The 12,517-nt window shown below is 45.4% G+C and carries 11 protein-coding genes; 1 reads left to right on the top strand and 10 read right to left on the bottom strand.

The window, feature by feature from the left end; all coding sequences use genetic code 11:
- The first annotated feature begins 237 nt into the window (after positions 1-237).
- Positions 238-2,520 (top strand): 5-methyltetrahydropteroyltriglutamate--homocysteine S-methyltransferase, encoded by a 2,283-nt coding sequence (gene metE / locus VCHENC03_RS07960; protein WP_009706928.1) that lies wholly within the window; start codon positions 238-240, stop codon positions 2,518-2,520.
- A gap of 93 nt (positions 2,521-2,613) precedes the next feature.
- Here metE and VCHENC03_RS07965 read toward each other — a convergent pair whose 3' ends face one another.
- The 10 genes from VCHENC03_RS07965 to trpB all read right to left on the bottom strand — a co-directional run bounded on the left by VCHENC03_RS07965 (position 2,614) and on the right by trpB (position 12,512).
- Entirely contained in the window at positions 2,614-3,015 is a 402-nt protein-coding gene (locus tag VCHENC03_RS07965; protein WP_009706927.1) for a GspS/AspS pilotin family protein, read from the bottom strand.
- Positions 3,016-3,018: 3 nt separating this feature from the next.
- Positions 3,019-3,315 carry a YciI family protein gene (locus VCHENC03_RS07970; RefSeq protein WP_005434977.1) on the bottom strand — a complete coding sequence of 99 codons (297 nt, stop codon included), beginning with the start codon at positions 3,313-3,315 and terminating at the stop codon, positions 3,019-3,021.
- Positions 3,316-3,435: 120 nt separating this feature from the next.
- Positions 3,436-3,831, bottom strand: a complete 396-nt coding sequence (gene yciA, locus VCHENC03_RS07975) for an acyl-CoA thioester hydrolase YciA (protein WP_009706926.1) — start codon at positions 3,829-3,831, stop codon at positions 3,436-3,438.
- Between the two features lie 143 nt (positions 3,832-3,974).
- Positions 3,975-4,547: a septation protein A gene (locus tag VCHENC03_RS07980; RefSeq protein ID WP_009706925.1), complete on the bottom strand. Its 573-nt coding sequence runs from the start codon at positions 4,545-4,547 to the stop codon at positions 3,975-3,977.
- A 130-nt stretch (positions 4,548-4,677) separates the two neighbouring features.
- Complete coding sequence (locus tag VCHENC03_RS07985; RefSeq protein ID WP_009706924.1) at positions 4,678-4,920, bottom strand: hypothetical protein; 243 nt, start codon at positions 4,918-4,920, stop codon at positions 4,678-4,680.
- Positions 4,921-5,014: 94 nt separating this feature from the next.
- Entirely contained in the window at positions 5,015-7,564 is a 2,550-nt protein-coding gene (gene luxN / locus VCHENC03_RS07990) for a quorum-sensing autoinducer 1 sensor kinase/phosphatase LuxN (RefSeq protein WP_009706923.1), read from the bottom strand.
- Positions 7,557-8,756 carry an acyl-homoserine-lactone synthase gene (locus tag VCHENC03_RS07995; RefSeq protein ID WP_009706922.1) on the bottom strand — a complete coding sequence of 400 codons (1,200 nt, stop codon included), beginning with the start codon at positions 8,754-8,756 and terminating at the stop codon, positions 7,557-7,559. Before VCHENC03_RS07995 ends, luxN begins: the two co-directional genes overlap by 8 nt.
- 162 nt (positions 8,757-8,918) lie before the next feature.
- Positions 8,919-10,178, bottom strand: a complete 1,260-nt coding sequence (locus tag VCHENC03_RS08000) for a dicarboxylate/amino acid:cation symporter (protein ID WP_009706921.1) — start codon at positions 10,176-10,178, stop codon at positions 8,919-8,921.
- A gap of 337 nt (positions 10,179-10,515) precedes the next feature.
- Entirely contained in the window at positions 10,516-11,322 is an 807-nt protein-coding gene (gene trpA, locus VCHENC03_RS08005; RefSeq protein ID WP_009706920.1) for a tryptophan synthase subunit alpha, read from the bottom strand.
- A complete protein-coding gene (trpB, locus tag VCHENC03_RS08010; protein WP_009706919.1) occupies positions 11,322-12,512 on the bottom strand; it encodes a tryptophan synthase subunit beta in 1,191 nt (396 codons plus the stop codon). The genes trpA and trpB overlap by 1 nt, the downstream gene beginning before the upstream one ends.
- Positions 12,513-12,517: the final 5 nt, after the last annotated feature.

Raw genomic sequence — 12,517 nt, 5'->3', positions numbered from 1 at the left:
CATGAGCTTTATTAACTTACCGATAAAAAATGGATATGTAAACGTCTAGACGTCCATTTGTTTTGATTGAGTGCGAATGAGATCCCTCACTATGAAATTATTTAATAAACAAGTTGAATAATTGGATGTTGTTCAATTCGCCTGTCAGAGAGATAGTTTTAGCCATCCAGACATCTTGGTGAATTTCATACTCGATGCTCTGACTCAAACATCAGACACTGAATAAGGAATACGGACATGGCGACGACAACGCATATTCTTGGTTACCCACGCATTGGTGAAAAACGCGAACTCAAATTTGCTCAGGAGAAATACTGGCGAGGAGAAATAGATCAAAACGAACTCAAACAAGTTGGTGCGGCATTACGTGAGAAGAACTGGAACACGCAGACGGAAGCGGGTTTAACCTTCGCTACTGCTGGTGACTTTGCTTGGTACGATCATGTGCTTACGACCACCTTGCTGCTTGGGCATGTACCGAAGCGTCACGCCAATAGGTTTCCAGATCTAGACACGCTATTCAAAGTCGGCCGTGGGCAGTCTCAAGCTAGCTGTGATTGCAAAGGAGCTGCTGCCTCTGATATGACGAAGTGGTTCAACACCAACTATCACTACATTGTTCCGGAATTCAGTAAGGACGATTCATTTGAAGTCAGTTGGCCGCAATTGTTTGAGGAAGTGAACGATGCGATTAAAGCAGGGCATAAAGTGAAGCCGGTTCTGCTTGGTCCATTGAGTTATCTGTATTTGGGCAAAGAAGTGGAAGAGGGCTTTGACCGCCTAACGCTATTGCCGAGAATTTTGACTGCGTATCAAGCCATTCTCTCTAAGCTGGCAAGTTTGGGTGTCGAGTGGGTGCAGATTGATGAACCTATTCTTTCACTTGAACTTGAAGATAAATGGGCAGACGCATTCAAGCTCGCGTATCAGGTGATCCGCAGCGATGTGAAAGTTTTACTGACGACCTATTTTGATTCTGTTAGTGATACGCTGAATAAGATTATTGAGCTGCCAGTCGATGGCTTACATATTGATTTGTCTGCATCACCAGAGCAACTGGATGAAGTTGTCGCTAAGTTGCCAGAGGATTGGATATTGTCTGCGGGTGTGGTGAATGGACGTAATGTGTGGCGTACTGACTTAAGCAAACAGTTGGAACGTTTACAGCCCGTTAAAGATAAAATTGGCGACCGATTATGGGTTGCGAGCTCTTGCTCACTGTTACATAGCCCTGTCGACCTCGATCTTGAGCCTTCTTTGAGTGATGAAGTGAAAAGTTGGTTTGCGTTTGCGAAGCAAAAAGTGACGGAAGTGGCGCTACTTGGGCGTGCGCTCGATGGTGACCAAAACGCCATTCTCGCTTGCGATACTTACAGCCAGCCAATTAAGGATCGTAAGACAGCCACTCATGTGAACAAACCTCAGGTACAGGCACGTTTGAATAGCATTACCGCGTCACTCGGTGAGCGAAGTGCACCGTATGTTGAGCGTGCTGCCCACCAAGCTGAGGTACTTGATTTGCCGCTACTTCCGACAACGACTATTGGCTCCTTCCCGCAAACAGGAGAAATCCGTGTTCAGCGCAGCGCGTATCGCACTGGTGAGCTTTCAGAAGCTGAGTATCACCAAGCGCTAAAAGGTCATATTGCTGATGCGGTAAAACGCCAAGAAGCACTCGACCTTGATGTTTTGGTGCATGGCGAAGCAGAGCGCAACGACATGGTGGAATACTTTGCCGAAAACTTGGCTGGCTTCCAAACCACAAAGTTTGGTTGGGTACAAAGTTACGGCTCTCGTTGTGTGAAACCAGCCATTGTTGTGGCAGATATTGAACGCGAAAAGCCGATCACGGTTGAGTGGTCTACCTACGCGCAGTCATTAACCAGCAAGCAGATGAAAGGCATGCTCACAGGTCCGGTGACAATACTATGTTGGACATTCCCGCGAGAAGATATCACTCGTAAAGAAATTGCAGACCAACTAGCGCTCGCTTTACGTGATGAGGTGTCCGACCTACAAGATGCAGGCATCAATATTATCCAGATAGATGAACCTGCAATACGTGAAGGTCTGCCTTTGAAGAAGCGCGACCACAAAGCGTATCTGCAATGGGCTGTTGATGCGTTTAAGATCTCTGCGGCAAGCGCGAAACCGGAAACGCAAATCCACACCCACATGTGTTACAGCGAGTTCAATGAGATTATTGATTCGGTGGCGGCGTTGGATGCGGACGTCATTACCATTGAGACATCTCGCTCGAATATGGAATTACTGAAAGCGTTTGAAGAGTTTAATTATCCAAACGAAATTGGCCCTGGCGTTTACGACATTCACTCGCCGAACATTCCAACACAAGAGTGGATTGAAGGTCTGTTGAAGAAGGCAGCAGAGAAGGTGCCAGTACAGCGCTTATGGGTGAATCCAGACTGTGGTTTGAAGACGAGAAACTGGGCAGAGACAGAAGTGGCGTTAGCAAACCTGGTCTCAGCCGCGAAAAAGTTACGCACTGAGCTCGCTTAATGATTACTAGCGAATGGAAATAAAAAAGCGAGGACATTGAGCCTCGCTTTTTTTATCTGATTTCTTACTCATTCTAGTGAACGAGTAAGCGCATTACTGTGGCTGTTGAGTCGCAGTACAAGTTTGCTCTGATACTAGCTCATCTGCCATTAATTGGCCGCGAGAGTTACGGATCTTAATGCGGTACATCAAGCCCATATTGATTTGCTCACGAACTGAAGGCGTATTGCAGTAGGTGTAAATGCTGGTATTCAAAACTTGGTTTAACGGCTTAGCACCCAGTGCATCGTCGTTGTAGATCATCATCATCTCAACCACATTCTTATTGGATGAGATGCGTAAAATCTTAAGAGGGCCGTATTCAAGCGGTAAGCCCGCAGAAAGAACACCCGCACGGTTTGACGCCATCAATTCGAGCTGGCGCTGTTTATCATCGTTCGATGAACAGCCAGCTAAGGCACCAAATGCGAGGAATAGACACAGTAATTTTTTCATAACTTAAAACACTTTCTTGAACGGTTTTACGATGACATTTTCGTAAACACCCGCCGCGATATAAGGATCGGCATCAGCCCATGCTTGAGCATCTTCCAAAGAAGCAAACTCTGCTATAACGGTTGAGCCTGTAAAGCCCGCTTCACCTGGATTATCAGAATCGATCGCTGGCATTGGACCCGCTGTGAGTAGTCGACCTTCGTCTTGAAGCTGTTGTAAGCGCTCAAGGTGTTGCGGTCTAACACTCATACGTTTTTCCAATGAATTCTCGACGTCCTGAGAAAAGATGACGTACCACATAGCATATTTCCTTAATTGGTAGGGTAAAGTCTTAATTTAACGCCTTTTTTGTGTCACTCACAAGCGAACATGAAAAATTGTGAGGTTCTTCCTAGCATTTATTGGTTATGGCGTACTTGATTACTTCTGAATTGGGCGTGGTTTGCCTTCAGTATCGATCGCAACGTAGTTGAAGGTTGCGTCACAAACCATGAAACGGTCTTCAATGCCGTGTTCTTTGATTGGTTTAACCCAAACTTCTAAATCGATGCTCATTGAAGTGCGACCGATTTTAGTACATTCGCCGTAACAACACACAACGTCGCCGACTCGAACGGGTTTTTTAAAAGTGATACTTGATACTGAGACCGTTACGATTCGACCAGAAGAGATTTCTTTAGCAAGAATACCGCCCGCTAAATCGAGCTGAGACATGATCCAGCCACCGAAAATATCGCCATTGGCGTTAGTGTCGGCAGGCATAGCGAGGGTACGGAGCAGCAGTTGGCCGCGAGGGGATTGAATTTCCTGACTCATTTTGACATCCATTAACTCTAGCAAAGCTAGTCTGGGTGGATTGCAATAAGGCAACACCAAAAGTCCAGACAGCAAGAACAAAACAGCGACCCAAAGGTCGCTGTGAATAATCAATATGAGCGAATTATAGCAAAACTGAGTTTTTAATCATCAACCGACACATCGGATGAGTTCTCTTTTTGCTCTTTCTGTTCTTTTGGCATGTGTTTATAGATGTAGAAGCCCGTTGCAATCATGTAAGCGAACGTCGCAATCAACAAACCAAACACTTTGAAGTTCACCCAAACATCTAATGGGAGTTCGAACGCAACGTATACGTTCAAGCCTGCGCAGAACGAAAAGAAGCCGACCCACGCCCAGTTAATCTTGGTCCAAACCGCATCTGGCAGCGTTATCTCTTTGCCTAACATGCCTTTGATTGCTGATTTGCCCATCGCGTGACTTACCGCTAAGCCTATAGCAAATATCACGTAAACAATGGTCACTTTCCATTTGATGAAGTTCTCATCGTGGAGGAATATCGTCATACCGCCAAAGATGGCCACCATGGCGAAAGTGATCAGCTGCATCTTCTCTACTTTTTTGTACAGTACAAACGTCAACACAATCTGGATGGCAGTCGCGGCAATAAGAGCACCAGTCGCAACGTAAATGTCGTACATCTTATAAAGTGCAAAGAAGACGATGAGTGGAATAAAGTCAAGGATTTGCTTCATGCTGCAAAAATACCGAGTTGTTGAGTTGAGGACAGTCTAGCGAAATCTGCGGCAATGTGAACATTTATAGCTTAGTGGAAACAAAAATTGCCGTAATCAATACGGCAATTTTGGGGGGGAGGAGTAGTGGCTACGCGACGTTTTGGTAGCGCGTGATTAATGTCTTAACGTCTTCTAGGTAACCCTCTCTCAGAAGGTTATCAACGGTCGCCTCTAACTCATCATGAGACATGGTAAAACACGTTGATTTTCCGGTCATTAGGCTTAGGTACTGATGGTATTCTTCTTCAGTGTAATGACCGACGCGATCAAGCAACAGTGTTTTGATACCGTGGTGAATCAAGCCGTAATATGTGTGTCGATGAAGCATCATGTTCACTCCTTATCAAGCTGCTCCTCCATCCTGTAGAGGACTTGAATCTGTGGATAATTCGATTTGTACTTCAGCAATGCATATCAGATGCCAACTATTCGTTCTCTTTTTCAAAAGAGTTAGACGCGGCATCTTTATTCAACCAGTTGTTCAAAACATGACGCAAAGCGTTCAATGTCGTTGGCTTTTCTAGTCTCCCGTCCATTAGCTTTTTGATCATGTCTAATTCTCGTTCACCAGACTCACCCGACAAAGCAATGATAGGCGTTTGAGAAGAGAGCGCTTTGATTCTTTGGCTTGCATCAAACCCGTTCATAACAGGCATTTGCACATCCATTAGAACCAAATCTACGTGGTTGTTTTTAAATACTTCTACTGCGTTTTCACCGTTATTCGCTTGTAAGCTGTTGACGCCCAATTGGTTCAAATACATTTGTACAAGCGCACGTTGCACCTCTTTATCGTCGACAATGAGCACTGTTGGTGCTTGGCTATCTATTTGTACGTTGGCCGTGACTTTATGTTCAGTGCTTCGTTTACTGTGTTTCCAGTCATTGAAGTAAGGCGTGCGTAAGGTTTCTGCTTTTGGTGCATTTGGCACAACAGGGAAGTACAAATGAAACTCGGTAAATTCGCCAAGTTTAGATTCGCACTCAATTCTGCCGCCAAATGAACGCATTACACGCTGACAATAACCTAAACCTAAGCCACTACCACCGCTCTTTTGGTAAGAGAAAAAGTCATCAAAGATCTTGTGAGATATCGTCTCGTCGATGCCTGGACCAGTGTCACGGAACACGAGAATGTTTTCGTAAGGACCCGTTTTGGTGCTTATCTCAATTTGACTGTCTGGATACGATTCAAAATAGTAAATTGCATTACGAATCAGATTGAAAATGACAAAGTTAAATAAGGTCTCGTTAAGTTTTGCAACAAAGTCAGTGTGTTGCGGTAAGCGAATTCTTTCAATTATCTTCTCATTTTCAAAACCGTAGTGACTGACGGCTTGGTCGACGGCTTTGTGAATCGAGGTCATCGCGGTAGGTTCATGCTCCGGAGAGCTGTCGCTCACTTCTCGCAAAATGATATCGATAAGTTGTCGGCCACGTTGAATCGCCGCTTGGCCATTCTCTATATCCAATTTGATCTGCTCGACGGAGGCCTGATCTTCGATATGCTGCTTTAGAGCCTCAAATTGTAATTGAACTTGAGCAAGAGGGTTACGCATCTCATGGGCAATTGAGTTTGCTAAAGCGCGACTTTGACGAATGCGGCGGTCGGCCTCAATGGTACTTTGGACTCGCGTGAGCAAGGTCTGCAGTGCGGAGATCTCCTCATTAGAGAACATTTGATTGTTGCTCTTATGTGGAGAAACCAATAAATGCGTCACCGATTTTCCTTGACCAAATAAAGGCATGACCAAAGCTGTGTTGTTCGAGCTCATCTTGTCGTAGAGGGCTTTGAGCGAGCCTTTTGCGGAAACCTTGTAATCCAACTCTTCAGAAAGCTCATCAAGGACCAGCACCGACTTGTTAGAGGAAAGGTAATCTTCGTAGAAGGTCTCGTTGTAGTTACTGGTTACGAGGCGCAACTTGTCATTTGGAATTTGCAGTAGATTCCCAAGGTGACGCATAGCCTCATCGATCGACAGTTTAAAATCTTCTTCTAGCGCTAGGATTTGTTGAACCGGCGTCTTTTTGTTGCCGTAAATCAGGAAAGAAGCGTAACGACTCACTCGTTTGTAGAGTAAATGCCATGTGATACCGATGAGTGCGCAGATTGGTGTGGCGATAAGCCATTGGTTGCTGTCCGTTAGCGGAATGAATATTGCCCCCAGCGGAAGAACAAATATCGCACAAACGAGCAATGCACTCAGGCACATGTAAGCCAGATATTTCACGCTGTAGAAGCGAGAGGTCAACAATGCATAACCGACAAACAACATCTCACTAATGGACAAGGCTGGTGGTAACCAAGTAAGTGAGAAATCCCCCATGAAATAGGTCATTCCAAGGTGAATGGTTGCGGTAGACAGCATGAACACCAAGATACCGGCGATCATGTAATTCGTCTTCGCTAAGGTTAACTTGCTGCTGTTGGCTCTCATCGCAACAAGGTTTACTAGCGTGAGGACAACAAAGCTGACAAGACCAATAAAGAAGTACGAGGTATGAGGCCCAAACTCAATGACGAATTGGCTTGGTCCTACGATGTCCACATGTTCAACCGTCAAATCGGGACGCAAATTGATAAACAGTGAGTAGACCGTAAGAGTAACGAAAATCGCCTGCTGCCATAGATGGACTTTGCCTTTTCGCTGTTCTGCCGCGAGTTGACAAGAGAAGTAGTACGCAAACGCAAAGGCGAAAAACGAGGCGAGGTTGGCAAACTTTGCCATGAATATGCCGGCCTTTGCACCAAGCTGAGGCAATAAGTCGGTATGGAAGTAAGCGTTGCTACTGATCCACGCAATGATACACACTGAATACGCGATGTAAGGCGCGTGGTGTGTACCGAAGATCACTTCATTTTTTTGTTTCAGGCGATAGCAATAATAGAAGAGCCACATCATAACCACGGCGACGGTCGCGAGGAGCGTCACGGCCTTGGCGTAGATTATTGCCTCTAAGCTAAAATCAAACATGCTCATCTCTTTCTAGGGAACCACGTTTTCTGATCTCTCGAACGGCACGTTTATAGCCTCGAAAGTCGGTATCACTGAATGCTTTGACCATCATTTCAAAATTCCAGAATCCACGGTACGTCTCTTTGCCATCGTTATTTAAGTCGCAATAACCTGAATGGAAATACGCTTTTGCGTCGATGGCTTGATAAAAGTTGAGCATGAAAGGTTGCTCGATAATGGTGAAGCCGATTTTATAGCCTGTTTGATGCAACACACTCATCAGTTCTTTTTGAGCGAGGTAGAGGAAGTAGAGTTTTTGTTGAGCATTTCCACTTACTGTCAGGCGCAGCACTTCACATACGGCTTGCGTATCTGCCAATTGTAACTTGAATTCACTATCAAATTCTGGGAGAGAGTAACATTTTAACAGTGCAGATGGTGTAAATAGCTGTAAACGCGTGAATTCGGAGTAGCCATAACTAGGAAAGCAGTAATTCCACTGTTCGTTACTAAACTGCGGCGCGTAGCTGAGCCAAGTATCATGAATGGACCAATCTTGGATAAGTGCAGAAGCAACAAGAGTAGGGCAAGGTTCTTGGTCTGGGTGCTTTAACACGATGAAGTGTTTACCAACTTGGGACAAAAACAGCAGTGGCAGCATTTCGTACCACTTTTCACCTTGTATAAAAAGCTCAAGATTGCTGAGTGCAATCGCATCACTCAATGGCATTGCCTGCGGATGGCTCGGAGCTTGTACCATAAGTTGAGCATCTTCTACGCGCTCAATTAGCGCACCGTAATAAGCGCTGTCTTCAAAGGGAAGTTTGGGCGCTGTTGAAGCGTATTCTTCTAATGGAAACTTGGCTTTAATCGCAGCGATCTCACACTCACACCAAAAGTCCAACCAATGCATATAGCACTGTCCCACAACGCCTTCAAGTAGAGCAATTTCTTCTGATAGTGTGCTTGGATAGCGTTGAATAAGATCGCGATAATCCATTAACTCAAAGAGAACGGAATAGCTTTTATGCTGATGCTCTGGGAAGAGAGAGGTGAGTTGGTTTTTACGGTAATCCGTAATGGTTTGAAAAAGCGCGGTGCGCTCATGTGGTTCATAAGCGTTGATCACAAGATCGAGCAGTGCTTGCTGTTTTTGTTCGATAGACAAACTGTTAGCCGACAGTGAGCCTAAAGATAAGGTTAATTTCATGGGACAACCTAGCCTAGGTTTATTGATTTTTTATGTTTGTGTCGTCCTTATATCACTAAAGAAAAAATATGCTACCGGTTTCTATTTAAACGGTTACGTAAGGCAAGTTTGAGATGAAAAAAAGCCGCTCTTTTGAGCGGCTTGTTTAAATTGCATTCAGGCTTAAGCTTCTTGCTTTTGAAGCTCAACTTGTTGTGCTTCTTCTTCTACTAGAGCATCAACGATAACGGCACATGCTGCGTCACCTGTGATGTTTAGTGCCGTACGAATCATATCGAAGATACGGTCAAGAGCGAACAGTAGTGGTAGACCTTCAATTGGGATACCTGCCGCTAGAAGTACAGCCACAACAAGGAATGAAGGACCAGGAACACCTGCTTGGCCTACTGCGCCTAGTGTAGAAGTTACGATGATCGCAATGTAAGCACCCATGCCTAGGTCGATGTTGAACAATTGCGCGAAGAAAATGGCTACTAGGCCGTAGTAAATCGCGTTACCAGACATGTTGATGGTCGCACCAAGAGGCAGAACAAATGATGCTGTTGAGTTGCGAACACCTAGCTCTTTCTCACACGTATCCATTGTTACTGGCAGTGTCGCCATTGAAGAAGCTGTAGACAGTGCAACTGCTTGTGGCTTTTTCATTGCTGAAACGAACTTCTTCGCCGATGTCTTAGTGAACACGTGCACCATCGCTGGGTAAACCACGAAGCCGAACACTAGGATTGCCGCTACGTAAACAACGAACAGTTTGAATACCACCATCAGAGCACCAAAACCGAACGTGCCTACTGCTTCAGCCATCAGGCCAAATACACCGATAGGAGCGATGATCATCACCTTGTTGATCATCCAAACCATAGCGTCAACGATGCAGTTAACACCATTGATGATTGGCTCGCGACGTGATTTTTCTTGTTTTGAAATCGCGATACCGAAGAACATACAGAACACAAGGATCTGAAGGATGTTGGCTTCGTTTAGTGATTGGAAAACGTTAGTTGGGATCATACCAGTGATGGTTGCCCAGAAAGTAGGTAGCTCACCTTTTGAAGCGTATTCTGCTGAGAACATGCCCTCAACGCCTGAGACGTCGATGCCCATGCCCGGTTGGAATACTTCACCCATGACTAGCGCAAGTGCTACTGCTAGAGCGGATGTCAGGCCAAAGTAACCTAGGGTTACCAAGCCCACTTTACCTGCAGATTGGCTGTTGCCTAGACCTGCCGCACCTGAGATAAGTGCTACTGCGACCAAAGGGATCACAAGCATCTTGATCAGGTTGATAAAGATTGCACCAAGTGGCGCGAATACAGTCGCACTTTGACCCATAAAGGCACCAACGGCAGTACCTACGATCATTGCAATGACGACTTGCACGCCAATGTTGTTTAGCAAACTCTTTTGTTTTAACACTTCCATAACCTCTGTGCTGATAAAATGTAAAATCCTAAAATTACCCACCAATCTAAAGTTGTTATTTGGATAATTATATCGCCTTGCTTTTTACACTTATCATTCACAATTAGCAATACAATTCCGGTACAAACTCACCGACTAATTAGGAATTTCTTGATTAATGATAGTTTTTTAATCAATAGCAATCGTTTGCTATTGCTCGAGGTAATGATTTTGATTGGTGTTGTTTATAAAATGGATGGTAATGGAAGGGCGGTTTTAGAAACTGAATGTTAAAAAAAAGATCGATTCCGAATGTTTAATAAGGAATCGATCTCATATTTTTCAAATCAGTGATACGTTATTTTTGTGTTGCAGCTTTCATTGCTGAAACGAATTCACCTAGCTTGTCGAGCATAATTTGTGGCTGCTCAACGTTCGCTTCAATGATTTTTACCACGGCTGAACCAGAAATTGCACCAGCCGCACCAGATTCTAGTGCTTGTTTCACCTGTGCAGGCTCAGAGATGCCAAAACCAAGTAGCGCTGGTGGTGCATCAAATTGGTTCAGTCTATCGAGCATATGACCTACAGGCATGTTTGCTTTGGTTTCTGCGCCAGTAACACCTGCACGAGAGAGTAGGTAAGTGTAGCCGCCACCCAACTCTGATACTTGCTTCAGTGTTTCATCACTTGCCGTTGGTGGTGCGATGAAGATTGGGTGAATACCAAACTTTTCTGCAGCAGCAACAAATTCAGCACTTTCATTAGTTGGTACGTCTGCAATCAAAACAGAATCGATACCTGCTTTTGCACAACGCTCATAGAAGTTCTCGATACCACGAGAGTAAACAAGGTTCGCGTACATCAGAAGACCAATAGGCAACTCTGGGTATTTAGCACGGATCTTACCGATTTGCTCGAAACAGATATCTGGTGTTGCACCTGACTCTAACGCGCGAATGTTAGCGCCTTGGATGGTTGGGCCATCGGCTAGTGGATCTGAGAATGGAATACCAAGTTCAAGGGCATCTGCGCCAGACTCAACCAGTGTTTCCATGATTTTGTAAGACTGCTCTGCGTTTGGATCGCAAACCGTTACGAACGGTACAAATGCGCCTTGGTTCTTTTCGTTTAGGCGCGCAAACATCTTCTCATAACGGCTCATTAGATCGCTCCTTTTTCTTCTAGGATGGCATGTACAGTGAAGATATCTTTATCACCACGACCTGATAGGTTAACAACCAGCAATTGTTCTTTTTTTGGGTTCTCACGAGCCATACGCAGTGCGTGTGCCACGGCGTGAGAAGATTCAAGTGCAGGGATGATGCCTTCATGGCGGGCAATCTCTTGGAATGCTTCTAGCGCTTCATCGTCTGTCACGTTGTCGTATTCAGCACGGCCAATTGCGTTTAGGTGTGCGTGTTGTGGACCAACTGAAGGGAAATCAAGGCCAGCAGATACCGAGTAAGATTCTTCAACTTGACCGTTAGGATCTTGCATCAATGGCGCTTTCATACCGAAGAAGATGCCTGTTTTACCATGCTTAAGTGGCGCGCCGTGCTGGTCAGTATCGATACCTTTACCTGCTGGCTCAACACCAATTAGGCGAACGCTTTCTTCTTCGATGAAGTCAGCAAACATACCAATCGCGTTTGAACCACCGCCCACACATGCGATAACCGCATCAGGAAGACGGCCTTCACGTGCCAAAATCTGATTCTTCGTTTCTTCACCAATCATGCGTTGGAAGTCACGCACGATCGTTGGGAATGGGTGAGGACCTGCCGCTGTACCTAGTAGGTAGTGCGCATCTTCATAAGTTGCAGACCAGTCGCGTAGCGCTTCGTTACATGCATCTTTAAGTGTCGCTGAACCCGAGTGGACAGGAATAACTTCTGCGCCCATTAGCTTCATACGGAATACGTTCGGGCTTTGACGCTCAACGTCTTTTGCACCCATGTAAACGCGACACTTAAGGCCAAGCAGCGCACACGCTAGTGCCGTTGCAACACCGTGTTGACCTGCGCCTGTTTCAGCGATGATTTCGTTTTTACCCATGCGTTTCGCAAGCAGAGCTTGACCTAGCACTTGGTTGGTCTTGTGCGCGCCACCGTGAAGCAGATCTTCGCGTTTTAGGTACAGTTTGGTTTTCGTACCTTTGGTTAGGTTACGAGTTAGAGTCAAAGCCGTTGGACGGCCCGCATACTCTTGAAGAAGCGTCATGAACTCACTGCGGAATTCTGGGTCTTCTTGCGCGTCGATAAACGCTTGCTCTAGTTGCTCCAGTGCTGGAACTAGAATTTGCGGAACGTACTGACCGCCGTATTCGCCAAAGTAGGCATTCAGTTTTGCCATCGTTA

Source organism: Vibrio sp. HENC-03, assembly GCF_000305755.2.
GTDB classification, from domain to species: domain Bacteria; phylum Pseudomonadota; class Gammaproteobacteria; order Enterobacterales; family Vibrionaceae; genus Vibrio; species Vibrio owensii.
Note: the sequence above shows the minus strand (reverse complement) of the source record. Positions and strands in the feature narration are given on the sequence as shown.

Coding starts and splice junctions, on each gene's coding strand:
- metE (WP_009706928.1), top strand. CDS start 238: ATGGCGACGACAACGCATATTCTTGGTTACCCACGCATTGGTGAAAAA.
- VCHENC03_RS07965 (WP_009706927.1), bottom strand. CDS start 3,015: ATGAAAAAATTACTGTGTCTATTCCTCGCATTTGGTGCCTTAGCTGGC.
- VCHENC03_RS07970 (WP_005434977.1), bottom strand. CDS start 3,315: ATGTGGTACGTCATCTTTTCTCAGGACGTCGAGAATTCATTGGAAAAA.
- yciA (WP_009706926.1), bottom strand. CDS start 3,831: ATGAGTCAGGAAATTCAATCCCCTCGCGGCCAACTGCTGCTCCGTACC.
- VCHENC03_RS07980 (WP_009706925.1), bottom strand. CDS start 4,547: ATGAAGCAAATCCTTGACTTTATTCCACTCATCGTCTTCTTTGCACTT.
- VCHENC03_RS07985 (WP_009706924.1), bottom strand. CDS start 4,920: ATGATGCTTCATCGACACACATATTACGGCTTGATTCACCACGGTATC.
- luxN (WP_009706923.1), bottom strand. CDS start 7,564: ATGTTTGATTTTAGCTTAGAGGCAATAATCTACGCCAAGGCCGTGACG.
- VCHENC03_RS07995 (WP_009706922.1), bottom strand. CDS start 8,756: ATGAAATTAACCTTATCTTTAGGCTCACTGTCGGCTAACAGTTTGTCT.
- VCHENC03_RS08000 (WP_009706921.1), bottom strand. CDS start 10,178: ATGGAAGTGTTAAAACAAAAGAGTTTGCTAAACAACATTGGCGTGCAA.
- trpA (WP_009706920.1), bottom strand. CDS start 11,322: ATGAGCCGTTATGAGAAGATGTTTGCGCGCCTAAACGAAAAGAACCAA.
- trpB (WP_009706919.1), bottom strand. CDS start 12,512: ATGGCAAAACTGAATGCCTACTTTGGCGAATACGGCGGTCAGTACGTT.